Origin of the sequence: Labrys miyagiensis, assembly GCF_030160835.1 — a bacterium.
Classification (GTDB): Bacteria; Pseudomonadota; Alphaproteobacteria; order Rhizobiales; family Labraceae; genus Labrys; species Labrys miyagiensis.
Genome location: NZ_BSPC01000059.1, coordinates 58,346 through 82,436, shown reverse-complemented (window position 1 = coordinate 82,436; position 24,091 = coordinate 58,346). Strand labels below are relative to the sequence as shown.

Sequence of the window (24,091 nt, the reverse complement as noted above, 5' to 3'; positions counted from 1 at the left end):
GCGCGGACATCACAGCGACATGCTTGCATGTCGCGATGTCCGCGCTCCCAGCACTTGCTACTATACCTGGCCCATCTTCCCCTGCAGGTGGCGACGGATGACGGGATCGCTTTCAAGCCCGATCGCACGCCTATAGGCGTCCCGTGCCTCGTTCAGCCGTTTCGCTCGCGCCAGCAGGTCCGCCCGCGCGGCCCAATAGGGCTGGTACTCGGCAAGGCGTGCATCCTCCAGCAAGGCGTCGAACGCCGCCAGTGCGGCCTCCGAGCCCGCGATATGGGCCAGCGCCACGGCGCGATTGATGGCGGCGACCGGAGATTGGGTCAGCAGGACGAGTGCGTCGTAGAGCTGCACGATCGCCGCCCAATCGACCGCGAGGCCCCTGCGCCGAATCGCGTGGGCCGATTGTAGCGCCGCCTCCAGCTGATAGCGGCCGATCTGTCCCCTCTTTGCCGCGCGGGCAAGCAGGGCCTCGGCTTCTTCGATCATCTCCTCGTCCCAAAGCAGGGTATCCTGCTGGGCAAGGGGCACGAAATCGCCTTCCGGACTGCGGCGGGCGGCGCGGCGCGCCTCGGCATGCAGCATCAGAGCAAGCAGGCCGAGCACTTCGGGCTCGTCCGGCATCAGCGAGGCGATCAGGCGGCCGAGCCAGATGCCTTCAGCAGCAAGGTTGCGCCGACGCGGCTGCGAGCCTTCCGGATCGGCCCAGCCTTCGGCGAAGACGGCATAGACGGCCTCCAGCACGGTATCGAGGCGCTCCGGCAATTCCTCGCGCTCGGGCACGCGGAAGGGAATGCCGGCCTGCCTGATCTTGGTCTTGGCCCTGACCAGCCGCTGGCTCATGGCGGCCGGCGAAATCAGGAAGGCGCTGGCGATGGCGGCGGCATCGAAGCCGAGCACTGTCTGCAAGATCAATGGCGCGCGCACCGTGGCGTCGAGCGCCGGATGGGCGCAGGCGAACATCAGGCGCAGGCGCTCGTCGGGAATCACATGATCCTCGGCCTTGATCACGGCGAGTTCCTCGATCTGCCTGGTGACGTCGTCCGCCTTCTCCAGGCGAATCTTGGCCTTGCGGGCATTGTCGATCTGGCGTCGGCGGGCCGACGTCAGCAGCCAGGCTTCGGGATTGTCGGGGATGCCGCTCGCAGGCCAGTGCTCCAGCGCCGCGGCGAAGGCATCGGCGAGCGCATCCTCCGCCCCGGCCACGTCGCCGGAACGCGCCGCCAGGAAGGCGACCAGCTTGCCATAACTGCGCCGGGCGACGCTTTCGGCAAGGCTTGAGGCGGAGGGTGACACGGACCTGTCGGGCCGCTCAGTACTCGTCCATGGGCCAGATAGGGCGCACCTCGACCGAGCCGGCGCCGGCGCCCGGGCAGCGAGAGGCCCAGCTCAGGGCGGTATCGAGATCAGCGACGTCGATGAGATAATAGCCGGCTAATTGCTCTTTGGTCTCAGCGAAAGGGCCATTCAGGACCTGGGTCTTGCCGTCGCTGATCCGCACGGTGGTGGCCGAAGCGGTCGGCCGCAGGCGGTTGGACCCCAGCAGAATACCGGAAGCCTTGATCGCCTGCGTATAGGCGCCATAGGCGGCAAGCATCTCATTCCTTGCAGCCGGCTGAGCGTTCTGCATGGCCTCTTCACTGGAATAGATCAGAATCGCGAATTGCATCGCATCTCTCCTCGATCGACCGGCGCACCTCGCGCCGGCACGACAATGACGCGCGTCTCTAACCCTATTCGACAAGGCCACCCATTATTAAGGCGTTTTACTATTGGATCGAGCCGCTATGAAGCGCAAAGACGCGTCGAAACAAAGAGTGACAACAAAGCAGCGTTTACGCTTAAACGCGTTTTGCTCTATGGCGCGCTGACCTTGGTGAGATGCTCGATCTCGGTCGAGCCCAGGGAAAGCTCGGTCGCCTTGAGCAGATCCTGCAACTGCTCGATGCCGGTCGCGCTGGCGATGGGAGCCACCAGGCCGGGCCGGGCGATCAGCCAGGCGATGGCGACCTGGGCGGGCGTGGCATTCTTGGCGTGGGCGACCGCGTCGAGCGCCTCGAGGATGCGCAGGCCACGCTCGTTGAGATATTCGCCCATGCCGCCGCCACGCGCCGCGCTCTTGGCGAAGTCGGAGGGCGTGCGGTATTTGCCGGACAGGAAGCCCTTGGCCAGCGAGAAGTAACTGGTCACGCCGATCTCGTTCTTCAGGCAGAAGGGTTCGAGCTCGGCTTCGTAGCCGGCGCGGTCATAGAGATTGTATTGGGTCTGCAGGTTTTCGAAGCGCGGCCAGAGCTCCTTGGTGCTGATGGCCAGCGCCTTGAACATCGTGTTGGCGCTGTGGTTGGAATTGCCGATCACCCGTATCTTGCCGGCGGACACGAGTTCCGCATAGGCACCGAGCGTTTCCTCCATCGGCGTTTCCGGATCCTCCCAATGGGAGAGATAGAGATCGATATAGTCGGTCTGCAGGCGCCTGAGCGAGGCTTCAACCGCGCTCTTGATATAAGCGTGCGACAGGCCCTTCTTGCCAGGCCCCATTTCCGAGCCGACCTTGGTGGTCACTACGACATCAGCGCGGTTGCCGCGCGCCTTCATCCATTTGCCGATGATGGCCTCGGACTCGCCACCCTGGTTGCCGGGCACCCAGGACGAATAGACGTCCGCCGTATCGATCAGATTGAAGCCGGCGGCGACGAAGGCGTCCAGCACGGCAAAGGACGCTTTCTCATCGGCGCTCCAGCCGAAGACGTTGCCGCCAAGGCCGAGGGGAGCAACCATCAGATCGGAACGTCCAATCGCGCGTTTTTCCATGGGTATTCTCCGTCATCGCATATCGGGAAACAAGCCCTTCACACGGGCCCCGGCAAAGCTGCCGGATACCGTCGGCGGCCTGTGGAAAGGATCAGATCGAATAGCTCAGCTCGGGTTCCCTGGTGCCGGCCTGGCGCATCTCCTCCACCGACATGTTGTCGAGCAGGTCGGAGGAAAGGTCGCGCACACGCCGCATCAGGAGACGCACCGTGCAGCCTGGAACATCCGGGCAATCGAGGCAAGGCTGATAGGCGGTGTGACTGGCGCAGGCGATCGGCGCCAGTGGTCCGTCGAGCACGCGGATGGCATTGCCCACGCTGATCGCACTGGCATCGCGCGCCAGCATATAGCCGCCGCCCTTGCCCTTCTTGGAGCGAATGATGCCGGCGACGCGCAACTCGCCCAGGATGGCATCGAGGAATTTCTTGGGAATGCGATTGGCCTCGGCGATCTCCTGGCTCTGTGCCGTCTCGCCCGCGGGCAGGCCCGCAAGATGGGCCAGCGCCTTGAGACCATATTTGCCCTTGTTCGTCAGCATGCGCCCAGGGTGCTCCGCTCCAGAAAGCAGTCAACCACGTCTATCACGAATATAGGGATTATCGAGCGCTTGGATAGCCTTCCTGGGAGCGCGGACATCCTGTCCGCTCTTGAAACGGCGCATGGGTCGAGAAGGCGATGCCTATTGACGGTCCCACCAACGGAACAGCAGTGCCCTATCCCGAGATCGTACCGCTTCAAGAGCGGACAGGATGTCCGCGCTCCGAGGGCGGCGGCTCGGGCGAGAGATCCTCATACAGCTCCTGCGCCTCGGGCGCCGGGCCCCGGCGTTCGCCGAGCGCCTTCACGCGGTAGACCCGTACCGTGCGCTCCAGCGCGATGGTGAGCACGTCGCCGGCCTTCACCGCCTTGGCCGGCGCCTCCGCCCTGGTGCCATTGACGCGGACATGGCCGTCCGCGACCAGTCTTGCTGCGAGCGAGCGGGTCTTCACCACGCGCGCATGCCAGAGCCATTTGTCGATCCTGAGACGATCCTGGCTTCCGACATCGCTCATCGTTTACTTTTTGTCCGGCTTGCCGCCCTGCATCTGCTCCTTCAGCGCGAGGAGCTTGGCGAAGGGCGAGTTCGGATCCGGCGCGCGGTTGGATTCGCGGCCCTGCGGCTTGGCATCGCTCGACCAGTTGCGCGGGCCACGATCGCCGCCGCGGTCCTGGCGGTCGGGACGGGGTCCACGGTCACGATCGGGCCGCCCCTCGCCGCCACCGTGACGGCGCTGGCCGTCGCCGGGCTTGCCCTCGGGCCGGGGACCGCGCGCCTCGAAGGGCTTGCGGTCGCCGCTCGGCTTGCCATTGCCGCGATCCTCGCGCCGTGGCCGGTCGAAGCGACGCTCGGCCTGCCGGGCTTCGCCGCCTTCGGCAGCAGGCGGTGCGGCCCCGTCGGCTGGTGCGGGACGCCCGCGGCGGAAACCACCGCCGGCGCCGTTGTCGCCCTGGCGTTCGCCACCCGGTTGGCGCTCGCCGCCAGCCTGGCGGTTGCCATGCTGAGGCCGGCCGTGATGATGCGGGCGCTGGTGATGGCGCTCGAAGCGTGCCGGACGCCAGACATCGATTTCCGGAAGCTCCTCGGGCGCCGTCTCCACAGCCGGTGCTTCGGCAGCCTCAAGGGAAGCAGCCTCTTCGGAAACGGCGCTTTCGCCAGCCGGAGCCTCGTCGGCGGGCGATTCGGCTGCCGTCTCGTCGGCCGTCTGCTCACTGGCTTCCTGGAAGGACTCTTCGTGCGGCGGCGAGGCCACCACTTCCATCGCATCGATCTCGGCCGGTGCCGGCGCCGCAGCCTCGACGGGCTCGGCCTCGGCGGTATCAGCCTCGGGAGCCGCTTCGGTCAGGACGGGCTCGGCGGCGAAGGCGGCCTCCTCAGCCGTTTCCTGGATCGTCTCCTCGACCGTCTCTTCCACCGCCTCCTGGGCCGTTTCCTGCACCGTCTCTTGGGCCGGGGCGGTCGCCTCATCCGTTACGGGCGCAGAAACGGCCTCCTCGGTCACGGCTGGCGCAGCCGGCTCTGTCGGCGCCGGCAGACGGATCTCCTGTGTGATCGCCGGACCCTTGCGCTTCTCGGAGCGGTAGCCGAGGCCGCGCAGGATCGAGGCGAAATCCTCGCCCGAACAGCCGACCAGCGAGGTCATCTGTACGGTGGCGACGAAGCCGTCGCCATCGGCGGTGCCGGAGGGCGGCTGGCCCACCGTGGTGCCGGGGCGATAGGCGATGGCCGGGCGAATCAGGTCCGCCAGGCGCTCGAGGATATCGACGCGCACGGCGCGCTCGCCGCAGACGCGGTAGCCCACCAGGCGATAGAGGTTCTTGTCGATCGACTTATCGGCCGGCATCGAGGTGCGGCCGGAAGCGGCCAGATGCGGGATCTCGTCGAGGCCCTTCTGGTCGAGACCGCCATGGGTCAGCGCCCAGAGCTGGGCGGCCAACGCACGCGGCGCGGGCTTCATCAGCGCCGGTAGATAGATGTGATAGGCGCCAAAGCGCACACCATGCTTGCGCAGTGAGGCGCGCTGGTTCTGGTCGAGTTGCTTGAGATCCTCGGCCACCTTGGCACGATCGAGCACACCGAGTGCCTCGACGAGCTGGAAGGCGATGCCCTTGGCGAGCCCTTGCAGGTCTTCGGCCTTGTCGAGCGCCAGCAGCGGGCCGAGCAGGCGGGTGATGTGGTTGCCGATCCAGATGTCGAGGCGGGTCTGCACCGCATCGCGGGCCGGGCCGGTCAGTTGCTCGTCGGCCAGCAGGCGGATGCGCGGGCTGAGCGGCTTCTCGCCGCCGAGAAGCTTGGCGACGGGCTCGCCGATCCAGCGCACCGTGCCATCGGTGGCCAGGGCGAACTCGGTGTCCGGCGCCTGCGAGAATTTCTGGCTGCGGGACTCGATCTCGCCCGCCAGGGCCTTGGCTGCGGCGGCCCGCAGGGCGCGGCCGCTCTCCCCGTCACCGGCACTCGGATCCGGGGCAAACTGGAAGCCCTGCAGCGTTCCGACGTGCTGACCTTCGACAATCACATCGCCGGTTTTGGTAATTTCAGTCTCAAGCATCGCATTTTCTCTAAGGCGCCGCATCAGCACGCTGGTGCGACGGTCGACAAAGCGTTGGGCAAGCCGTTCATGCAGGGCGTCGGAGAGCTTGTCCTCCACACTGCGTGTCACACCTTGCCAATGAGCGGGGTCTTTCAGCCAGTCAAGCCGATTTGCCGCAAAAGTCCAGGTTCGGATATGGGCGATACGCGTGGAGAGCGTATCGATGTCGCCGTCGGTCCGATCCGACATGGCGACCTGACGGGCGAACCAGTCGTCCGGGACCTTACCCTCCCTCATCAAGAATCCATAGAGGTTCGTGATGATATCGGCATGGGAGTGCGGCGAAATCTTGCGATAGTCGGGAAGGCCGGCCACTTCCCACAGCCGCGCGACTGCCTGCGGCCCGTGAGCGTATCGGCGTATCTCCTCATCGCGAGAGAGGATGGAGAAGGCGCGGATATCGTCGGAATCGGGCGCGCGGGTGAGCCCCTGCTCTTCGGGCACGGCCGAAAGCGACGCCTGCAGCGCCTGCATCGATGAAAAATTCAGGGCTGGATTGCGCCATTGCAGCACCTTGACACTGTCGAAACTGTGGCCCTCGATGGCCTCGACCAGTTCGGGTTCCAGCGGATCGCAGCGCCCGGTCGTCCCGAAGGTGCCGTCGCGGACATGGCGCCCGGCGCGGCCGGCGATCTGGCCGAATTCGGACGGCGTCAGGCGACGGAACTGGTAGCCATCGAATTTGCGGTCGCCGGCAAAGGCGACATGGTCGACATCGAGGTTGAGGCCCATGCCGATGGCATCGGTGGCGACCAGGAAGTCGACGTCGCCATTCTGGTACATCGCGACCTGCGCATTGCGTGTGCGCGGCGACAGCGCCCCCAGCACCACGGCGGCCCCGCCGCGCTGACGGCGGATCAGCTCGGCAATGGCATAGACCTCGTCGGCCGAGAAGGCGACGATGGCGGTGCGGCGCGGCAGGCGAGTGAGCTTGCGATCCCCGGCGAAGAGCAGGTTCGATAGGCGCGGGCGCGTGACGACATTGACGCCGGGGATCAGCCGCTCGACGATCGGCTTCATGGTCAGCGAGCCGAGCAGCAGCGTCTCATGCGTGCCGCGGCGGTTGAGCAGGCGATCGGTGAAGACATGGCCGCGCTCGAGGTCGGCGGCGATCTGGATCTCATCGAGTGCCACGAAAGGCACTTCGAGATCGCGCGGCATCGCCTCTGCAGTGGCGACCCAGTAGCGAGCCCTGTCGGGCTTGATCTTTTCTTCGCCCGTGACGAGCGCCACGAATTCGGCGCCGACCCGCTCGACCAGCCTGTTATAGACCTCGCGTGCCAGCAGGCGCAGTGGCAGGCCGATTATGCCGGCGCCATGCCCGAGTAGCCTCTCGATGGCGAGATAGGTCTTGCCGGTATTGGTCGGACCCAGCACCGCGGTCACGCCACGGGCGCGCACGGAAGGGGGCAGGATGGGAGGCAGCATCAACGTCTCGGCGGTCTTTCGGGCGTCAGTCTCGGTGGCGGATGCCGAAACATCCAAGATTACGAATTGCCGGACACCCCATGCCCTGCGACGGCGAACTCTCTGTCTTCATGCGTTTCCCTAGTCGGAAAGCTTGTCGACCTGGCTGGCAAATGCTCTGGGAAAACACCAATCAAAGGGCCGTTTCCTGCCTTCTGGTACCAGACTCGAACGAGCCTGTCTTGCTATGAAGCACAATATGGCGATCGCAAAGCCAAAATTTAACCCCGCGAACGGCGGGGGAACGAAGAGCGCCCGAATCACTGTCCGCTCCGTTTTCTCGCCTTGTTCGCCTGTCGGATGACATGGTTAAGACCGAACGCTCCTCCGGGACGCGCTTGATGGCGGCCCGATCCCGATTTGGACCAGATCCGGGCTACGATCGCTCCGCCGATTAACGAATGGAACGAGGCTTGAACGGAGCACGGCCGAATCGCTGTCTTCAGCGTCCCTGCCCCACGAGGACGGCCGTCCACCCCTCGACGACGCTATGCGGTGCAATTGCGTCGAAAGGCGTGACCCGGATTTGGCCAGCTATCTCAGCCGCTCCGGGCCTCATGGTTAAATCCTGAAATGGACCGGCCCGATGCCGATTTCGCTCATGCGCTTAAGATCTGGAACGAGGCTCGAACGAAGCACGCCCGAATCGCTTCGCTAGAGCGTTTTGTGATTTGACGAAATCGACAAGAATCGCAAAGACGCGTTAAAACAAGGAGTTAGAGCAATGATCGTTTGCGAGTAAACGCGCTTTGCTCTGGTCATTTCAACGAGGGCCTTCCTCCAGGCGATCACAAAAAAGCGGGCCGTGGCCCGCCTGCCATCTGCGATTCGGACTGCTCGCATTACCACCGGCGATAATAACGATAAGGACGATAGTAGCGCGGACCGCCATAGTAGTAGCGGTGACCATAGTAGCGAGGCCGGTAATAGTGCGGGCCGTAGTAATAGCGCGGGCCATAGTAGTAGCGCGGTCCATAGTAGCCATAGCCCCTCGGGCGGATAGGCACGCAGCGTCCCCAGCGATTCTGGACCCAGCCACGGCCGCACGGCCAGACCACATCCTGCAGCAGATTGGACGTGCCCTGCTGCTGGTTCGCAGCCGGTGCGATCGGCATGGCCGAAGACGCTTGCACCGTGGCGAACAGCCCCATGAAGGCGATGAAGGCAGCGAAGATCAGCTTGACGGGTGTTTTCATCCCCTAGTCTCCTCAGCGTTCCAGTGAAGCGAGGCTAGCAAACGCTGACTGAACTGTGTCTGAATGAAAACAGTTCCGTCCCACGGCGAAACAGATTTGACACCTGATCTTAACATCTTGAACAGGGTCGGAACGAAAGGCGAGCGAATCAGCGCTTGGAGGATTTCGGACCGGTTTCCTCCGGTCCCATCTCGATCAGCCTCTTCTTCACTTCCGCCAACTCGTCCGAGATCTGGAGCACGCGCTGCCTCAGTTCGGCAGCGATGTGGGCGGCCGTGGCCGGATATTCCTCCAGCGTGCGGCGGAACATCTGACGCGACAGGCGCAGGATGACCGTGGGCTCGCGGGCGATGGCGGTGGTGGGACGCCGCGTCTCCGACACCAGCGCCATCTCGCCGATCAGGGTGCCCGGACCGACGATGGCGGTGGCGACATCGTCGTCGATCAGGGTGATGCTGCCGCTGACCACCACGAAGCTGTATTCGGAGATATCATCCTTGCGGAACAGGGTGTCGCCCGCCCGCAGGCGCCGGCGCTCGGAGGAGAAGGCGAGGAGGCGCAAGGCATCGCGGTCCATGTCGCGGAACAGCGCGACCTGAGCCAACAGAACCATATCTTCTTCAAGCGCCATACGCGATTATCGGTCAGCAGGCCCGCCTGGATCAGGGAACAAGCTTGTAGCCGCCCCCCTCAGTCACGAGGAGAGCAGCGTTGGAGGGATCCTTTTCGATCTTCTGACGCAAACGATAAATATGCGTTTCCAGCGTGTGGGTGGTGACGCCGGAATTGTAGCCCCACACCTCCTGCAACAGCACGTCGCGCTGCACCGCCTTTTGGCCGGAGCGGTAGAGATAGCGCAGGATCGAGGTTTCCTTCTCCGTCAGGCGGACCTTGGAGCCCTTCTCGGTCAGCAGCAGCTTGGAGGCCGGCTTGAAGGTGAAGGGGCCGATGTTGAAAACGGCATCTTCGCTCGTCTCGTGCTGGCGCAGATGCGCGCGTACGCGGGCGAGCAGCACGGCGAAGCGGAAGGGCTTCACCACATAGTCGTTGGCGCCCGCTTCCAGACCCAGGATGGTGTCGGCGTCGGAATCATGCCCGGTGAGCATGATGATCGGCGACTTGAAGCCGTTCTTGCGCAGGAGTTTCACCGCCTCGCGGCCATCCATGTCCGGCAAGCCGACATCCATGATGACGAGATCGAGATGATCGCCCTTGGCGACCTGCACGGCGCGGCTGGCCGACTCCGCCTGGACGATTTCGAACTCGTCATAGAGCGACAATTGCTCCGCCAGGGCCTGGCGCAGCTCATTTTCGTCATCGACTATAAGAATTTTGCGACTGCCGGACATGACAATCCCCAAAGGCAAGACAGCGGAACGTTACAGACAGGCGGGGCGCTTTGCAGGGCGCGGCAGCAAGGCCTCTATCGCATTATGGAAGCATGCGCCATGATTTGTGAAATAATGGGATGCTCTTTCGACAAAGATTTTGCGATGAAGAAGCTGGAAATAACGCCGTGAAGCGCCGAATCAGGCTCCTGCGTGTGCAGGCCTCGCCCCTCTGCCGTACGAAAGGACGCCTGACCGTAGCCGGCATAACGTTCCCCTGCGTGCTCGGACGCAGCGGCCTCGTCACGGCCAAGCGCGAGGGCGATGGCGGTACGCCACGCGGCGCCTTGCCCCTGCGCGGCCTGCTGCAGCGTCGCGACCGCGGCCCGCGCATCCCCTCCGCCTTGCCCTTCCATGCCATCCAGCCCGAGGACGCCTGGTGCGACGATGTCGCCGACCGGCGCTACAACAAGCCGATCAAGCGCCCCCTCGACCAGACAAGCGAAGAAAGGCTGACCCGCGCCGACAGGCTCTACGACGTCATCGTCCCGCTCGGCTGGAATGACGGACCGATCGTGAAAGGCCGCGGCAGCGCCATCTTCTGGCACCTGTCGCGCGAGAACGGCTCGCCCACGGCAGGCTGCGTGGCGGTGACGCCCGACGTCTTCCGCAAGGTGCTACCGCGCCTGTCGCGCCACGCGGTGATGGTGATCGGGTAGCCTGGGAGCGCGGACATCCTGTCCGCTCTTCGATCCAGGACGTGAACCGTATTCGGCAGGCCGGTCTAAAGACTGGCACACCAATTACGCTCTCTCCCGTCCCACCTTCGGTTCAAGAGCGGACAGGATGTCCGCGCTCCCGATCACCTTGCCCCGAAGATCGCGCTCCCCACCCGCACATGCGTGGCGCCAACCTCGATGGCCGTTTCGAAATCGCCGGACATGCCCATCGAAAGCACGGTCAGACCATTGCGCCTGGCGATCTTGGCGAGCAGCGCGAAATGCGGGCCCGGCGACTGATCGACCGGTGGGATGCACATCAGCCCCTCGATCTCGAGGCCGTGCTCCTGCCGGCAGGCGGCGATGAAGGCATCCGCCTCCTGCGGGATCACGCCAGCCTTCTGTTCCTCCTCGCCGGTGTTCACCTGCACGAGGAGGCGTGGCGCCTTGCCCTGCCGGGCGATCTCCCTGGCAAGCGCCTGGGCGATCGAGGGACGATCGACGGTGTGGATCACATCGAAGAGGGCAACCGCCTCCTTCGCCTTGTTCGACTGCAGCGGGCCGATGAGATGAAGCTCGATATCGGGATAGCGCTCCTTCATGTCGGGCCATTTGCCCTGCGCTTCCTGCACGCGATTCTCGCCGAAGACGCGCTGGCCCGAGGCAAGCACAGGCTCGATCGCTTCCGGCCCGAAGGTCTTGGAGACGGCAACCAGGGTCACCGAGCCCGCCGGGCGATGGGCATCCGCCTCCGCGCGGGCAATGGCGAGGCGGACTTCGGCGAGGCGGGCTGTGGCATCGGACATTGTTGGCTTCCTGGGCGGCTTTCCGGGCGGCTTCCACCGGGTGCGTGAACGCACGGATCGAGCCCGGAGATAGCGCCGGCGTCGGCCGAAGGCTATCAGAACATCACTTTGCCATGATAAAAGCCCTCAATTCCAAGACCAATGTTTCAGGAAGGTGCGTCCATGCCCCGTTTCGCCGGTAGAAGTGCCATTGCTGCCCTCCTCGTCCTCGGTGGCCTGTCGCTGCCGGCCCGGGCGCTCGATATCGGGCCGCAGACGGTGCCGGTGAAGATCCTGGGCGTCACGGTCGATATCCCCGTCACAGCCTCGCTCGACATGCACACGGACGCCGATCGCATGGCGCTCAACCTGGTGGCGACTGGCGACCTCAAGGACTTGCAGGACAAGGCTCTGGAGATCGCCAAACGCTTGCCGCTCCCGGACGACGCCTGCCGGCACAAGGGCGCCAACTTGGTGGTGAACAGCGTCGATGATGCCCATATCAGGGCGGATGGCGACACCGCCGTGCTCGACATTTCCGGCCATGTGACGGCCTGGGCCTGCGCCAAGGTGCTGGGCCAGAAGGTCAAGACCAAGATCGCCACCGACACGATCTCGATCATCATTCCGGTCGAGCTCTATACCCCGACGCCGCGCCAGGTCGCGCTACGCGTCAAGGGCCAGGCCGACATCCGCACGGGCCATCCCGAAACCCTCCAGGCGGCGTCCGCCATCCTCGGCGACGTCAATGCCCGGCTTACCGAAGCCATCGCCAAGGCGCTCGAGTCGGACAAGGCCCAGGCCGTGGTGCCCGACATTCCCGGGCTCGATGTCAAGATCGATCGGGCGGATTTTGCCGAGAACCAAGGCTCGTTGCTGGTCAAGACCCATGTCCAGGGCCATGCCACCAGCGATGCGGTCAACGGGTTGCTGGAGTACCTGAAGCGCTAGAGCGTCTTACCTTCAGATCGAATCACTAAGAATCGCAAAATGCGACGATCTATAACTCTTTGTTTTGACGCACTTTTCTAGAGCATAGTGGCTTTAGACACGATCGCCAACGAGACAGGGGAAGCTGTCATCCCCGGCAAGGCCGGAGCCCTTGGGAAGGGGATCCAGGGGCCAAAGGTCTCTGCCTCATGGGCCCCTGGATCCCCTTCCCCTCGCTCTCTCTCGCTGCGCTCGTGAGCATACTCACAAGCAAAGCTTGTGAGGATACGGCCGGGGATGACAGCCAAAGCCATCGAACTTAAAGCCACCACGCTCTAATCGGAAAATCTGTCGACTTTTCTCAAAAATGCTTTGGGAAGGCCCTGGGGTCCGCCGGCTTTCATGGACGGCCCGGACGCCGGGACAGCCGAGGATTTTGCTGCCTGGCGCTTCCAGGCTCCGCCCAGCGCCACGGTGTTGCCGAAGACGCTGGCGCCGCCGGCAAGCGTCTGCACGGAGGCGCTCGGGGCCATGAAGCGCTCGGCGTCGACGTCGAGATGCCCGGCAATCGCCTCGACCAGTCCCGGCGAGAGGCAGGGCACCGGCGCAAGCTGCATGGGATCGCCGATCACGACGGCATGCTTGGCGCGCAAAAGGCCACCGACCGCGTGCTGAGGCGGAATCTCGCCGGCCCCGTCGATCAGGAACCAGCCGAGCGCCTCCGGCTCCAGCGCCTCGAACCAATGCTCGACTGCCTCGAAAGTGGTGGCGATCACCGGGATGACGCAGCAGAAGGTCGCCCACAGATCCGGCATCAGCGGGCGCATCTTCTCCGTCCATTCGGCATTGCCCGAGAAGCAGCGGAACAACAGGTCCAGATTGGAGCTGACGGGCTTTGCCGCTGCATCGACGAAAGCCCGGTGCAGCCCCATGGCGGCAGCGAAGAGGTCCTCGCGCAGCCGGTTGATCTCGGCGCTCAGCCAGGGCGTATCGCGCTGGACCTCCATATCCGGCCGGTCGAAGAAGGCCGCGTCCACGAAGCCGAGGCCGCTGAGGGCGATGGTGGCATCGATCGCTTCCGCCACCGACTGTTTCCTGGCTTCGAGCTGCCCGGCAATCTGGCGAAGATTTGCCAGGAGAGCCGTCGCCTCGTCGTGCCGCGATCCTGCGGCCTTCAACTGGCCTTCGAGGCCGGCCAGCTTCTCCGACAGGTCGTCACACTCACGCTGCAGCTGCTCCCTGGCCTGGCTCCAGGCCAGGGGCTGCCTGGCGCCGACCAGGCGGCGCAGGAAGGAGGGCTTGCTGGCGGCGTGATCCTGCAGCGCCTGCTCGGCCTCGGCCAGGGCACCGCGAGCCGCCTCGGTCTGCGCGCTGAGATTGGCGAGGAGCGCACGCGCCTCCTCCACAGCCGCTCCCGCCGACGTAAGCTGAACCCGCAGCGCCTCTTCGGTCTCGGGATCAACCCGCTCACCGAGGGCCTGGCGGCCACGCTCCAGGACGTCGAGCTGAGCCCTGGCTTCTTTCGCCTTCGACCTGAAGACGCGCTGCGCCTCCTGCCAGCGCAGCAGCGCCTCGGCCTTCTCCGGAGGCATCTCGACCTCCACCACGGCGGGCTTGCGGCGCTGCCCACCTTTGGCGGCGACCACGCCGGCCTCGATGGATTGCGAGGCGCCGACGGCCTCGATCAGGTAGGGCCTGAGGCCGTGTTCCTGATCATCCCAGATCGCGCGCCTGAGCTTCGCGAGGTCGGACACCCTGCCCAGCGCTGCGGCAAGCAGGCCCCAGCTCCGCGGCCCCGCCGCATCCGCCTGGAAGAGACGATCGGCGACCGTGCCAAAATAGCGCAGATCGGTACGCGCGGCGTCAATGGTCCGCCGGTCCATCAGTTCGGTAACGATCGTTTCCAACGCATCGTTGGATGAGACGATCACGATCTCATGACCTTTCAAGGCCTCGCTGACCACGTAGCGATCGGTGAAGCCGTCCGTCGCCCGTACCTTGCCGATATGGGTGAAGGCCTCGCGGGGATTGGTGATCTCGGACATCGCGTCGGCCCGCTTTATCACCAGGGCAGCGATCAGATCGCGCAGCAGGGCGCCCTTTCCGGTGCCGGAGGGCCCGTTGATCGGCAGGAGTCGGGATGCCTCGCCGCCGTCGAGGGCCAGATTCACGGCTGCCTGCTGTAGAAGAACGAGCGGTTGTTCTGCTCCGGCGGGCCATTTGCCGGGCGGTATCTTCGCAGGAGCAATCGCATCCGCGAGCGCGATGTCGTTTCCACGCAGATCGATCCGGCGAGAGGGAACCTTCAGGCCGAGATAGCGGGCGAGGTTCTCATGAGAGCGGGTTCTGGAGAGCTGCTGCTGCGCCGTCCCAAGATTGGCAAGATAAGGACTTTCCACGGCCGGCGAATCGGGGAGCATCTCCCCGCGCCAGTTCCGCTCGATCCGAATAGCGAAATGGGGTGCGACGGCAAGTTCAGCCGGCAATTCCAGTTTTTCGACGAGATGCTGGAAAAGGCCCTGCAGCAGCGCCGCTGTTAGAATAGGAGGCTCCGCCACCTCTCCCGCCGGCCGCAACAGCCTTTCGGCCTCCAATGTGAGGATCGGCCGTACCTGCGTCCAACCGGCAAGTGCGACGAAGTCCCGTTTCAGGGCAGATGGCAGCGCCCAGGCAAAGCTGGAAATCGCCAGGGCCTCGCTCGCGATCGGCCTGCCATCGCGCTCCAGGGTCAGGATGGCGATCGGCGCGAAGCCGGAGGGCGCGGCACCATCGATCTTCGTGTCGCCGTAGAGCTCGAACAGTCGCGCTGCCGCCTCGTCCAGGCGAATAGCGCCGACGACGACCCGATAGAACAGGCCGCCCTGCGTGTGGCCTTCCCCGCCCGATAGCCAGGGCAGGTCTGATGTCACGGCGAAGTCCGCTATACCAGCCTCACTGTCCTCGATGAGATCGGAGGGCCTGCCATAGCGTCCATAGGGCGCCAGGATTTCCGCGAGCATCCAGGCATCGAGCACGCGGCGCGCCTTCGCCGGGTCCAACGCATGCGTCTGTAGGTTGTCGGAGGCCGGCTCCTGCCGGATGGGAGGCCGGCTGGTCTGGCTGGAGCTCAGCTCCCTTGACGGTTCAGGCGGTGCGGCATCCTGTTCGGCGGGCGCGGGAGCCGGCGGAGCACTGGCGGGCGGAACGGTCTCGGCCTTCGCCTTCTTTCTCGGCGCCGCCTTCGGAGGTTTGGGCGCGGCGGCCTCCATTGCGCTGCCGTCCCCGGGTTCGGCGGGACTCGGCTTCCTCGCAGCTTGCCGCGACTTCCTGGTCGCTTCGATGTGATCCGACACCCTGCGCAGGAGCTTCTTGGCTTTCGGAACGCTGCGGCATTCCAATTCCTTGGCGACTTCCCTGATCTTCTTGTCGTCCCGGGCGAGCACCGCCGCCTCGAATGCTTCTTCGAGTTGCAGAATCGAAAATGCAATCAAGGGACGAACGTTCGGCTTGCTCATGCCCTGCCCTCACTGCCCCGCTGCTATACTGCCTATTTTATAAACCATGCTAAGTTTTAGGCACACATTACGATTTGGGCAACGATGAACCTCATCTCTCTTCCTTTCCCCCACACAAAGCTGGCAATAACGGGTTCGCCCCGCTAAAAGCCTTCATCCCCGCATACCGACGAGACGCGTACTCGTTCCGACCTACCCTTTTTGAGTTGCTGTTCCATGACCACCGAGCGCTATAACGCCCGCGACGCCGAGCCCAGATGGCAGAAGACCTGGGCTGACAACGCCATCTTCGCGACCAAGAACGAGGATCCCAGGCCGCGTTATTATGTGCTCGAGATGTTCCCCTATCCCTCCGGGCGCATCCATATGGGTCACGTACGCAACTACACTATGGGCGACGTGGTGGCGCGTTATCGCCGGGCCAAGGGCTTCAACGTGCTGCACCCCATGGGCTGGGACGCCTTCGGCCTGCCCGCTGAAAATGCAGCGGCGCAGAACAAGTCGCATCCGGCGAAATGGACCTACGCCAATATCGACACCATGCGCGGCCAGCTCAAATCGATGGGCCTGTCGCTGGACTGGAGCCGCGAGATCGCCACCTGCGATCCCTCCTATTATCGCCATCAACAGGCGATGTTCCTGGACTTCCTGCAGGCGGGCCTGGTGGAGCGAAAGGTCTCCAGGGTGAACTGGGATCCGGTCGACCATACCGTGCTCGCCAACGAGCAGGTGATCGACGGCCGCGGCTGGCGCTCGGGCGCACTGGTCGAGCAGCGCGAACTGGTGCAGTGGTTCTTCAAGATCACCGACTATTCGCAGGATCTCCTGGAAGCCCTCGACACGCTCGATCGCTGGCCGGAGAAGGTCCGGCTGATGCAGAAGAACTGGATCGGCCGCTCGGAAGGTCTGCAGGTCCGCTTCATGCTGGACCAGCAGACCGTGTCCGCCGGCGAGAGCGAATTGGTGATCTACACCACCCGTCCTGACACGCTGTTCGGCGCCAAATTCATGGCGATCGCGGCCGACCACCCGCTGGCCAAGGCTGCGGCCGAGAAGAATCAGGCTCTGGCTGCCTTCATCGAGGACGTGCAGCGTACCGGCACGTCCGAAGCGGCGATCGAAACGGCGGAGAAGAAGGGTTTCGACACCGGCATCAGGGCGGAGCATCCCTTCGATCCCTCGTGGAAATTGCCCGTCTACGTCGCCAATTTCGTGCTGATGGAATATGGCACCGGCGCCATCTTCGGCTGCCCGGCGCATGACCAGCGCGACCTCGATTTCGTCAACGCCTATGGCCTGGGCAATACCCCGGTGGTGTGTCCGCCGGGCCAGGATCCCGCCAGCTTCGTGATCACCGACACCGCCTATGACGGTGAAGGCCTGTTGATCAATTCGCGATTCCTGGACGGCATGACCATCGCACAGGCCAAGGAAGAGGTGGCGAAGCGGCTGGAGAGCCAGACCCGCGGCAACATGCCGGTGGCCGAGCGCAAGGTGAATTTCCGCCTGCGCGACTGGGGCATCTCGCGCCAGCGCTATTGGGGCTGTCCAATCCCGGTGATCCACTGCGAGGTCTGCGGCGTGGTGCCCGTGCCCAAGAAGGACCTGCCGGTCAAGCTGCCCGACGATGTCACCTTCGACAGGCCCGGCAATCCGCTGGACCATCATCCGACTTGGCGCCACGTTTCCTGCCCGCAATGCGGACACGATGCCCGCCGCGAGACGGATACGATGGATACTTTCGTCGACTCGTCCTGGTATTTCGCCCGCTTCACCGACCCATGGGTCGAGACCACGCCGACCATCCGCAAGGAGGTCGATGAGTGGCTGCCTGTCGACCAGTATATCGGCGGCATCGAGCACGCGATCCTGCATCTGCTCTACAGCCGCTTCTTCGTGCGCGCCATGAAGAGGACCGGCCATGTCGGGCTGGACGAACCCTTCAAGGGCTTGTTCACCCAGGGCATGGTGGTGCATGAGAGCTATCGCGCCGCCAATGGCGAGTGGATCGTGCCCGCCGATGTGCGCATCGAGGGTGACGGCGCCGAGCGCCGCGCCTTCAACAGCCGCACGGGCGAACCGCTCGAGATCGGCCCGATCGAGAAGATGTCGAAGTCGCACAAGAATGTCGTCGATCCCGACGACATCATCGCCGACTACGGCGCCGACACCGCCCGCTGGTTCATGCTCTCCGACTCGCCGCCCGAGCGCGACGTGATCTGGACGGAGGACGGCGTGCAGGGCGCAGGCCGCTTCGTGCAGCGCATCTGGCGCATCGTCAACGAGATCGTGGCGCAGAGCACCGAGGCGGCCGGCCCCGATGCGGGCGGGGCGGAAGCGCTCGTCATCCGCAAGGCGGCGCACCGTGCGCTGGCGGCAGTGGAGACCGATATCGAGCGCCTCGCCTTCAACCGCTGCGTCGCCCACATCTATACGCTCACCAATGTCATGGGCCGCGTTCTGGACGGCTTCAAGCATGGCGAGGGCGTGCCTTTCGATATTGCCGCCGCCCTCAGGGAGGCTGCCATCATCCTGGTGCAGCTCATCGCCCCGATGATGCCGCATCTGGCCGAAGAGTGCTGGACCCTGCTGGGCACCGGGGGCCTGGTTGCCGAGGCCGCCTGGCCCGAGGCCGAGGCGGCGCTGCTGGAGGACGACACCATCGCCCTGCCCGTGCAGATCAACGGCAGGAAGCGCGCAGATGTAACGGTGCCGAAATCGGCGTCGCCAAAGGAGGTCGAAGCTGCCACATTGGCGAATGAAGCGGTGCAGCGCGCCCTCGAGGGCCGTACGCCCAGGAAGATCATCGTGGTGCCGGGAAGGATTGTGAATGTCGTCGTCTGATCAGCCCACCCGCCGTAAGGCGCTCCTTGCGCTGGCGCTCGCTCCAACCCTGATGCTGGGCGGCTGCTTTCGCCCGATGCTGGCCGACCCCGCCAACGGCGCTCCGGGACTGAAGGATCGCCTTGCCGCGATCTCCATCGATCCCATCGACGACCGTATCGGCCAGCAGGTGCGCAACAAGCTTTCGTTCAACCTGACTGGCGGCGCCGAGGCGCCGCCCACACGATACACATTGGCGCTCGTGACCTCCACCATCGGCGAATCGGCGCTTGTCAATGCGCTCAATGCCACGCCGCAGATCGACATGGTGACAGTGACGGTCGACTTCACATTGAAGGATGCCGCAACGGGTAAGGTGCTCTACAAGGCCAAGATGAACACCCGCAAATCCTATGCCTCGGGCCTGCAGCGTTACGCTGCCATACGGGCTGAGCGCAATGCCGAAAACGACGCAGCCGAGGTAATGGCCGACCAGATCCGCCTGCGCCTGGCGACCTGGCTCGCCGATCACCCCTAAGGGCGTAAGGATATAAGGACCTCATGGCGACGATCGAGCGGCGGGCCGTTGATGCTTTCATCAAGAAGCCGGATACGCATTTCGCCGTCATTCTGGTCTATGGGCCGGATACCGGGCTGGTGAGCGAGCGCGCGCGTGCGCTCGCCGCCGTTTCGGTCGATGATGTCGAGGACCCCTTCCAGCTCGTGCGCCTCGACGGCGACGATGTCAGCGGCGATCCGGCGCGCCTTGCCGACGAGGTCTTCACCATCCCGCTCTTCGGCGGCCGCCGGGCCGTGCGTCTGCGCGCCGGGAGCCGCAACCTCATTCCCGCCGTCGAACCAGTGCTCCTCAATCCGCCCGGCGCCTGCCGGGTGGTGATCGAGGCGGGAGAGCTGAAAAAGGGCCATGCGCTGCTGACTCTGGTCGAGAAGTCGCGGGCCGGAGCCGTGATCGCCTGCTTCGGCGACGAAAGCACAAATATCGGCCAGATCATCGCCGAGGAAGTGGCGGGCGCCGGGCTTACTATCGCCCCCGATGCGCGCGAAATGCTCATGGGCCTGCTCGGCGGCGACCGGCTGGCCACGCGCAGCGAATTGAAGAAGCTGACCCTTTACGCCCACGGCGCTGGACGCATCGAGGCGCGCGACGTCGAGGCCGTGGTGGGCGATGCCAGCGCGCTTGCCACCGACGAGATCATCGACGCGGCCTTTTCGGGTCAGGCCGAGAGGCTCGACACCACCCTCGCCAAGGCCTGGAGCGAGGGCGTCAATACCTCCCAGCTCGCCGGCATGGCGCTGCGCCACGCCCTCCTCCTGCATAGGCTACGCGGCGAGGTCGAGAAGGGCCGGCCGCCGGCCGGCGTGGTTGAGACGATGGGGATGCAGATCTATTTCAAGCGCCGGGCCGCAGTCACCGCGCAATTGGCGGTGCTCAGCATGATCAGGCTCGATCGGATTGTCGCCGATCTGTCGGAGGCGGTGTTCGATGCGAGGCGCAATGCAGCCCTGGACGAGGCAATCGTCTCACGCGCCCTGATGCGCATCGCATTGCTGGCGAGGAGAAGGTGACCGGAGCGGCGGCGGCATAGGAGAGGGAGCGCGGACGTCCCTTCCTGGGACCGCAGCGTGACCAACGAACGTCTGAGGCTCCGCGAGTTCAACTCGCGGGCAGTTTGGCGGACGGCTTGTCGAGGATGGCCATCGGGCAAAGCCTGATGCCCGAGCCCGTGGGCTTTCAGATCACGCCAATCCATGTGCTAGGGCTGCGGTCCGCCTGCGTCCGCAGGTGATAGCATTGCCATCGCAACTGGCTGCAAGTTTATCGCTCTAACTGGCGCAAATTCAAGAAGTCCTGTGCTACACTCCGTCGGCAAGGGAAACCCTGCTGAACCAGTTAAGTCTTTCTCGCCAAACAATTTTTTCTGATTCTCCCCAAATACGCCCTCCCTTGTAAATTATTCGGGCGAATGGGGTGGGTAGGCTAAATCTCCCGGGGGGGACATTTTGCATGACCTTTACGTCAACCGATTTTCTGCTATTTAGTGTCTTATTCTTCCCGGTTTATTTTCTGACAGTTCACAGACTGCGGCTCAACAATTTCCTGTTGCTGGCCGCGAACATGATTTTCTATGGCTGGATACATCCCTACTTCGTGGTGCTGTTGCTGGCCTCTACCGTGGTGGATTTTTCGCTCGCTTTACTGATCGACGCGGAACAAAACCAGATACGACGTCGGCTCTTACTGGCTGCAAGTATTTCCGTCAACCTGGTTTTTCTAGGCTACTTCAAATACACAAATTTTGTAATCTCGTCTTTCAATGATATTGTAGACAGCAAATTCAGTTTGCTCAATAACATAATCTTGCCTGCTGGAATCAGCTTCTATACATTCCAGAGCATGAGCTACACGATCGATGTCTACAAGGGGCATATGCGCGCTACGCGCTCCCTCGTCGATTATCTCGGCTTCGTCTCCTTCTTCCCACACCTGGTGGCCGGTCCGATTATGCGGGCGACGGTGCTCCTGCCGCAAATTCAGCGCGAGCGCCGCTTCGATCCGGCCATGGTGGAAGACGGAGCGCGCCAGATCCTGTGGGGGCTCGCCAAGAAGATCCTGGTAGCCGACAATCTGGCGGTGGTCGTCCAGGTGGCTTTTTCTTCGCCCGCTCAATATTCGGCCTTATCGCTGCTCATTGCCAGCGTGTTCTTTTCTTTCCAGATCTACGCTGATTTTTCCGCTTATTCCGACATTGCTATCGGCACGGCCAAGATCATGGGCATCCGGCTGATCCGCAATTTCGATACACCCTATTTCGCAGTCAACATCATCGAGTTCTGGCGCCGCTGGCATATCTCGCTCACCACCTGGTTTCGCGACTATGTCTTCTTTCCGATGGGCGGTTCTCGCGTTTCCACCCGACGCTGGCTGTTCAACATCTTCTTCGTCTTCCTGATCTCGGGCCTGTGGCATGGGGCCAACTACACCTTCCTGATCTGGGCCCTGATCCATGCTTCGACCTATATAGCCGTCGCGCTGGGCCATAGGGCTGGCTACCGCATGCCGGATGGGGCTCTCTCGAATATCGTTTCGGCGCTTGTCACCTTTACCTTCGTGACGTTGGCCTGGGTCTTCTTTCGTGCAGCCAATGTGGAAACCGCCGTGCAGATCCTCGGCCGTATCGCCGATCCGCATTTGTGGCATTTTCAACGCTCGTTCTGGCACGCGACCCACGCCGACAATGCCTTGGCCGTGACCTTGCTGATGGTCGTCGCCGAATGGTTTACGCGTCGCTGGGAACATCCCCTCGCCATCGCTGCATGGCCGCCTCTGGCCCGCCGGACCGCCTATGTCTCCTTATTGGTGGCAATCATTCTTTACGGTGCATCCAATGAAGCCTCTTTCATTTACTTCCAGTTCTGAGGCGGCGATTACCTCTTCGCCTGTCACGGATCGCGCAGGCTATCTGCGGATTGCCAGGAAATTGGCGGTCTTCCTCATTGCATGCGCCATGCTTGAAGCTTTTTCCTATCTGTTCGTGCCGCCGCTGCATCCGCTGCAGGAGGTCTCGGAGAAGAAGCCGGCCATGTTGCAGGCTGCGCTGGACAGTGATGCGCACTACGACACCTTTTTTGTAGGAAGCTCTCTTACCGAAGAGGGGCTCGATCCCAATGCTTTCGCCCAGGTTTGGGGGGGAACCGCCTTCAACGCAGGCCTGGCCGGCAGTGCCAATGTGACCTTCGCCAGCCAAATGATCCAGTCGATCATCGAGAAGAAAAAACCGAGCTTGATCGTCTATGGCATCGAGCATTTTGCCTTCGATCGAGGCGTCAAGGAACAGGACACCCAGATGTTCCGGTTTCTCAATCTCTATCGGCAGCGAACTCAGATCAAACGCTGGATCGGCCGAATTGTGAGAGGTCGCTTTGAAAGGCCACCGGCCTTTTGGGACGCGCGGGCGCATGTCGCCGACTTTGACAAGCGGTTCAGCAAGTTCGACAGCGCCGTGCTTCATGACAATGGGTGGGTTGAAGTCCACGCCTTGGCCAGCATGACGGGGGCAACCGAAGATCCATTTCCTGGGCCATTCCGCAAGGAGCCGGTACAGGTCATGGCGATAGATTCGATAAAGAAGCTTTCGCGTGAAACCGGCGTTCCAGTTATTTTTGTGCAGTTTCCACAATCGAATACGGCGATCGCGGCGTCGAAGCAGCGCTTTCCCGGATTCGATGACTTCATGCGGTCGGATGTCAGCAATGATGGATTCATCTATCTCAATTTCAACTCGACCCTGCCCTTTCCCAGGGGCGATGCTTCGCTCTACTACGATGGAGCCCACCTCAACTCAGAAGGCGCCAAGCTGTTCGCCCCCCTCTTGGCTGCGGAAATCGCCAAATATTGCCACCACGACGGAGCGAGGATAGTCTGCGACAAGGCGAGCAACTAGCCCGGCCTTCATAAACGGCGGCTCTTGGGACTATCAAGAGCGGACAGGATGTTCGGGGCGTTGCTATTTCAAGATCTTCTGCTGGTCGATGTAGAAGATGCGATCCGGCAGTTGCAGCTTGCGGTCGATGCCCGAGATGGTCACGGTGGTGTCGTAGCCCTGCGGGTCGGTGATCGTCCACTGCCTCAGATCATAGGCGGGCGCGGGGAAGGTCAGCTGGATGCGCGACCTGCCGCCGCTCGCGGCCGAGCCTTCCTCCAGTACCACGCTGATGCCCGCCGGCTCGCTGCCGACTTCCAGCACCTTGGAATCCTCGATCAGGTCGAGCTTCTCGGCGAGGAGGAAGCGCAGCGGGGTCTGCTTGATGAAATAGAGGCTCTGCGTGTTGAGCTTGCGGTTGCGCACGGCGACCGATGTGCCATCGGCCAGTAATTGCAGCGCCGAGGGCGGATCGTAGTCGAAGCGCATGCGGCCGGGCTTGGAGACCCAGAACTTGCCGGTGACGCGCTTGCCGTCCGAGCCGACCTGCACGAAACCGCCGGAGAAGAACTTGATATTGTTGAAATAGGTGTCGATCTGGTCGAGCGTCGCCTTGTCCGCCGCACTGACCCCCTTCGGATTGATCGGATGGGTATCGATCTCCAGAGGCTGGCCGGAGGCCACGAATTCGGGAGCCGGCACGTCGCCGGCACCAGTGGGGGTCTGCTGCACCGGCGGGCGGGAGGGCGGCGTGGGCGTACCGGCCGGATCGTCCTGCGCGAGGGCTGTCCCCGCCAGCATAAAGAGGCTCAGGGCGGCGAGAACGGTCCGGGCAACAGGCATTGGAAACTCCGAGGGCGGCCGGCCCGAGGGGCCGAACCGGCGGCTTGGAAAGAAGGCGGGCATGTCCCGCTTTGGACGATGCCCTAGCGCGTGTGTATGGCCTTTTAGCGGCTTTGCAACAGCAAAAG

The 24,091-nt window shown here is 63.5% G+C and carries 19 protein-coding genes; 7 read left to right on the top strand and 12 right to left on the bottom strand.

Annotation, left to right across the window (positions count from 1 at the left end; all coding sequences use genetic code 11):
• Positions 1-60: 60 nt before the first annotated feature.
• The 9 genes from QQL24_RS26525 to QQL24_RS26485 all read right to left on the bottom strand — a co-directional run bounded on the left by QQL24_RS26525 (position 61) and on the right by QQL24_RS26485 (position 9,948).
• Positions 61-1,293 (bottom strand): RNA polymerase sigma factor, encoded by a 1,233-nt coding sequence (locus QQL24_RS26525; protein WP_284315309.1) that lies wholly within the window; start codon positions 1,291-1,293, stop codon positions 61-63.
• Between the two features lie 16 nt (positions 1,294-1,309).
• Positions 1,310-1,666 (bottom strand): YciI family protein, encoded by a 357-nt coding sequence (locus QQL24_RS26520; RefSeq protein WP_284315308.1) that lies wholly within the window; start codon positions 1,664-1,666, stop codon positions 1,310-1,312.
• Positions 1,667-1,854: 188 nt separating this feature from the next.
• Positions 1,855-2,808 carry an aldo/keto reductase gene (locus tag QQL24_RS26515; protein WP_284315307.1) on the bottom strand — a complete coding sequence of 318 codons (954 nt, stop codon included), beginning with the start codon at positions 2,806-2,808 and terminating at the stop codon, positions 1,855-1,857.
• 91 nt (positions 2,809-2,899) lie between these two features.
• Positions 2,900-3,346 (bottom strand): RrF2 family transcriptional regulator, encoded by a 447-nt coding sequence (locus QQL24_RS26510; protein WP_284315306.1) that lies wholly within the window; start codon positions 3,344-3,346, stop codon positions 2,900-2,902.
• Positions 3,347-3,542: 196 nt separating this feature from the next.
• Positions 3,543-3,860 (bottom strand): RNA-binding S4 domain-containing protein, encoded by a 318-nt coding sequence (locus tag QQL24_RS26505; RefSeq protein WP_284315305.1) that lies wholly within the window; start codon positions 3,858-3,860, stop codon positions 3,543-3,545.
• 3 nt (positions 3,861-3,863) lie between these two features.
• A complete protein-coding gene (locus tag QQL24_RS26500; protein ID WP_284315304.1) occupies positions 3,864-7,364 on the bottom strand; it encodes a helicase-related protein in 3,501 nt (1,166 codons plus the stop codon).
• Positions 7,365-8,245: 881 nt separating this feature from the next.
• Entirely contained in the window at positions 8,246-8,599 is a 354-nt protein-coding gene (locus tag QQL24_RS26495) for a hypothetical protein (protein ID WP_284315303.1), read from the bottom strand.
• Positions 8,600-8,747: 148 nt separating this feature from the next.
• The gene (locus QQL24_RS26490; RefSeq protein ID WP_284315302.1) at positions 8,748-9,212 is read right to left on the bottom strand and encodes a cyclic nucleotide-binding domain-containing protein; all 465 of its coding nucleotides are present in this window, start codon (positions 9,210-9,212) and stop codon (positions 8,748-8,750) included.
• Between the two features lie 49 nt (positions 9,213-9,261).
• Positions 9,262-9,948 carry a response regulator transcription factor gene (locus QQL24_RS26485; RefSeq protein ID WP_284315301.1) on the bottom strand — a complete coding sequence of 229 codons (687 nt, stop codon included), beginning with the start codon at positions 9,946-9,948 and terminating at the stop codon, positions 9,262-9,264.
• A 167-nt stretch (positions 9,949-10,115) separates the two neighbouring features.
• On the opposite strand from QQL24_RS26485, the gene QQL24_RS26480 reads away from it, so the two are divergent.
• Positions 10,116-10,646, top strand: a complete 531-nt coding sequence (locus QQL24_RS26480; protein WP_284315300.1) for a L,D-transpeptidase family protein — start codon at positions 10,116-10,118, stop codon at positions 10,644-10,646.
• Positions 10,647-10,789: 143 nt separating this feature from the next.
• Here QQL24_RS26480 and QQL24_RS26475 read toward each other — a convergent pair whose 3' ends face one another.
• Positions 10,790-11,452: a YggS family pyridoxal phosphate-dependent enzyme gene (locus QQL24_RS26475; protein ID WP_284315299.1), complete on the bottom strand. Its 663-nt coding sequence runs from the start codon at positions 11,450-11,452 to the stop codon at positions 10,790-10,792.
• A gap of 162 nt (positions 11,453-11,614) precedes the next feature.
• Here QQL24_RS26475 and QQL24_RS26470 point away from each other — a divergent pair, with 162 nt between their 5' ends.
• The gene (locus tag QQL24_RS26470; RefSeq protein WP_284315298.1) at positions 11,615-12,382 is read left to right on the top strand and encodes a hypothetical protein; all 768 of its coding nucleotides are present in this window, start codon (positions 11,615-11,617) and stop codon (positions 12,380-12,382) included.
• 314 nt (positions 12,383-12,696) lie between these two features.
• Here the strand turns inward: QQL24_RS26470 and QQL24_RS26465 are convergent, their stop codons facing one another.
• A complete protein-coding gene (locus QQL24_RS26465) occupies positions 12,697-15,855 on the bottom strand; it encodes a hypothetical protein (RefSeq protein WP_284315297.1) in 3,159 nt (1,052 codons plus the stop codon).
• Between the two features lie 216 nt (positions 15,856-16,071).
• Here QQL24_RS26465 and leuS point away from each other — a divergent pair, with 216 nt between their 5' ends.
• The 5 genes from leuS (at position 16,072) to QQL24_RS26440 (ending at position 23,141) form a co-directional block, all read left to right on the top strand.
• Positions 16,072-18,699 (top strand): leucine--tRNA ligase, encoded by a 2,628-nt coding sequence (gene leuS / locus QQL24_RS26460; RefSeq protein ID WP_284315296.1) that lies wholly within the window; start codon positions 16,072-16,074, stop codon positions 18,697-18,699.
• Positions 18,686-19,216, top strand: coding sequence for an LPS assembly lipoprotein LptE (lptE, locus tag QQL24_RS26455; protein ID WP_284315295.1), 531 nt, complete (start codon positions 18,686-18,688; stop codon positions 19,214-19,216). The genes leuS and lptE overlap by 14 nt, the downstream gene beginning before the upstream one ends.
• Positions 19,217-19,239: 23 nt before the next feature.
• Entirely contained in the window at positions 19,240-20,265 is a 1,026-nt protein-coding gene (gene holA / locus QQL24_RS26450; RefSeq protein WP_284315294.1) for a DNA polymerase III subunit delta, read from the top strand.
• Positions 20,266-20,704: 439 nt separating this feature from the next.
• Positions 20,705-22,117, top strand: coding sequence for an MBOAT family O-acyltransferase (locus QQL24_RS26445; RefSeq protein WP_284315293.1), 1,413 nt, complete (start codon positions 20,705-20,707; stop codon positions 22,115-22,117).
• Positions 22,086-23,141: an SGNH/GDSL hydrolase family protein gene (locus tag QQL24_RS26440; protein WP_284315292.1), complete on the top strand. Its 1,056-nt coding sequence runs from the start codon at positions 22,086-22,088 to the stop codon at positions 23,139-23,141. Before QQL24_RS26445 ends, QQL24_RS26440 begins: the two co-directional genes overlap by 32 nt.
• A 63-nt stretch (positions 23,142-23,204) precedes the next feature.
• On the opposite strand, the gene QQL24_RS26435 is transcribed toward QQL24_RS26440, so the two are convergent.
• Positions 23,205-23,963, bottom strand: coding sequence for a LolA family protein (locus tag QQL24_RS26435; protein ID WP_284315291.1), 759 nt, complete (start codon positions 23,961-23,963; stop codon positions 23,205-23,207).
• Between the last annotated feature and the right edge of the window lie 128 nt (positions 23,964-24,091).

Bases quoted from the DNA above. Each gene is read 5' to 3' on its own strand.
- QQL24_RS26520 (WP_284315308.1), bottom strand. From the start codon at position 1,666: ATGCAATTCGCGATTCTGATCTATTCCAGTGAAGAGGCCATGCAGAAC.
- QQL24_RS26515 (WP_284315307.1), bottom strand. From the start codon at position 2,808: ATGGAAAAACGCGCGATTGGACGTTCCGATCTGATGGTTGCTCCCCTC.
- QQL24_RS26510 (WP_284315306.1), bottom strand. From the start codon at position 3,346: ATGCTGACGAACAAGGGCAAATATGGTCTCAAGGCGCTGGCCCATCTT.
- QQL24_RS26505 (WP_284315305.1), bottom strand. From the start codon at position 3,860: ATGAGCGATGTCGGAAGCCAGGATCGTCTCAGGATCGACAAATGGCTC.
- QQL24_RS26500 (WP_284315304.1), bottom strand. From the start codon at position 7,364: ATGCTGCCTCCCATCCTGCCCCCTTCCGTGCGCGCCCGTGGCGTGACC.
- QQL24_RS26495 (WP_284315303.1), bottom strand. From the start codon at position 8,599: ATGAAAACACCCGTCAAGCTGATCTTCGCTGCCTTCATCGCCTTCATG.
- QQL24_RS26490 (WP_284315302.1), bottom strand. From the start codon at position 9,212: ATGGTTCTGTTGGCTCAGGTCGCGCTGTTCCGCGACATGGACCGCGAT.
- QQL24_RS26485 (WP_284315301.1), bottom strand. From the start codon at position 9,948: ATGTCCGGCAGTCGCAAAATTCTTATAGTCGATGACGAAAATGAGCTG.
- QQL24_RS26475 (WP_284315299.1), bottom strand. From the start codon at position 11,452: ATGTCCGATGCCACAGCCCGCCTCGCCGAAGTCCGCCTCGCCATTGCC.
- QQL24_RS26470 (WP_284315298.1), top strand. From the start codon at position 11,615: ATGCCCCGTTTCGCCGGTAGAAGTGCCATTGCTGCCCTCCTCGTCCTC.
- QQL24_RS26465 (WP_284315297.1), bottom strand. From the start codon at position 15,855: ATGAGCAAGCCGAACGTTCGTCCCTTGATTGCATTTTCGATTCTGCAA.
- leuS (WP_284315296.1), top strand. From the start codon at position 16,072: ATGACCACCGAGCGCTATAACGCCCGCGACGCCGAGCCCAGATGGCAG.
- lptE (WP_284315295.1), top strand. From the start codon at position 18,686: ATGTCGTCGTCTGATCAGCCCACCCGCCGTAAGGCGCTCCTTGCGCTG.
- holA (WP_284315294.1), top strand. From the start codon at position 19,240: ATGGCGACGATCGAGCGGCGGGCCGTTGATGCTTTCATCAAGAAGCCG.
- QQL24_RS26445 (WP_284315293.1), top strand. From the start codon at position 20,705: ATGACCTTTACGTCAACCGATTTTCTGCTATTTAGTGTCTTATTCTTC.
- QQL24_RS26440 (WP_284315292.1), top strand. From the start codon at position 22,086: ATGAAGCCTCTTTCATTTACTTCCAGTTCTGAGGCGGCGATTACCTCT.
- QQL24_RS26435 (WP_284315291.1), bottom strand. From the start codon at position 23,963: ATGCCTGTTGCCCGGACCGTTCTCGCCGCCCTGAGCCTCTTTATGCTG.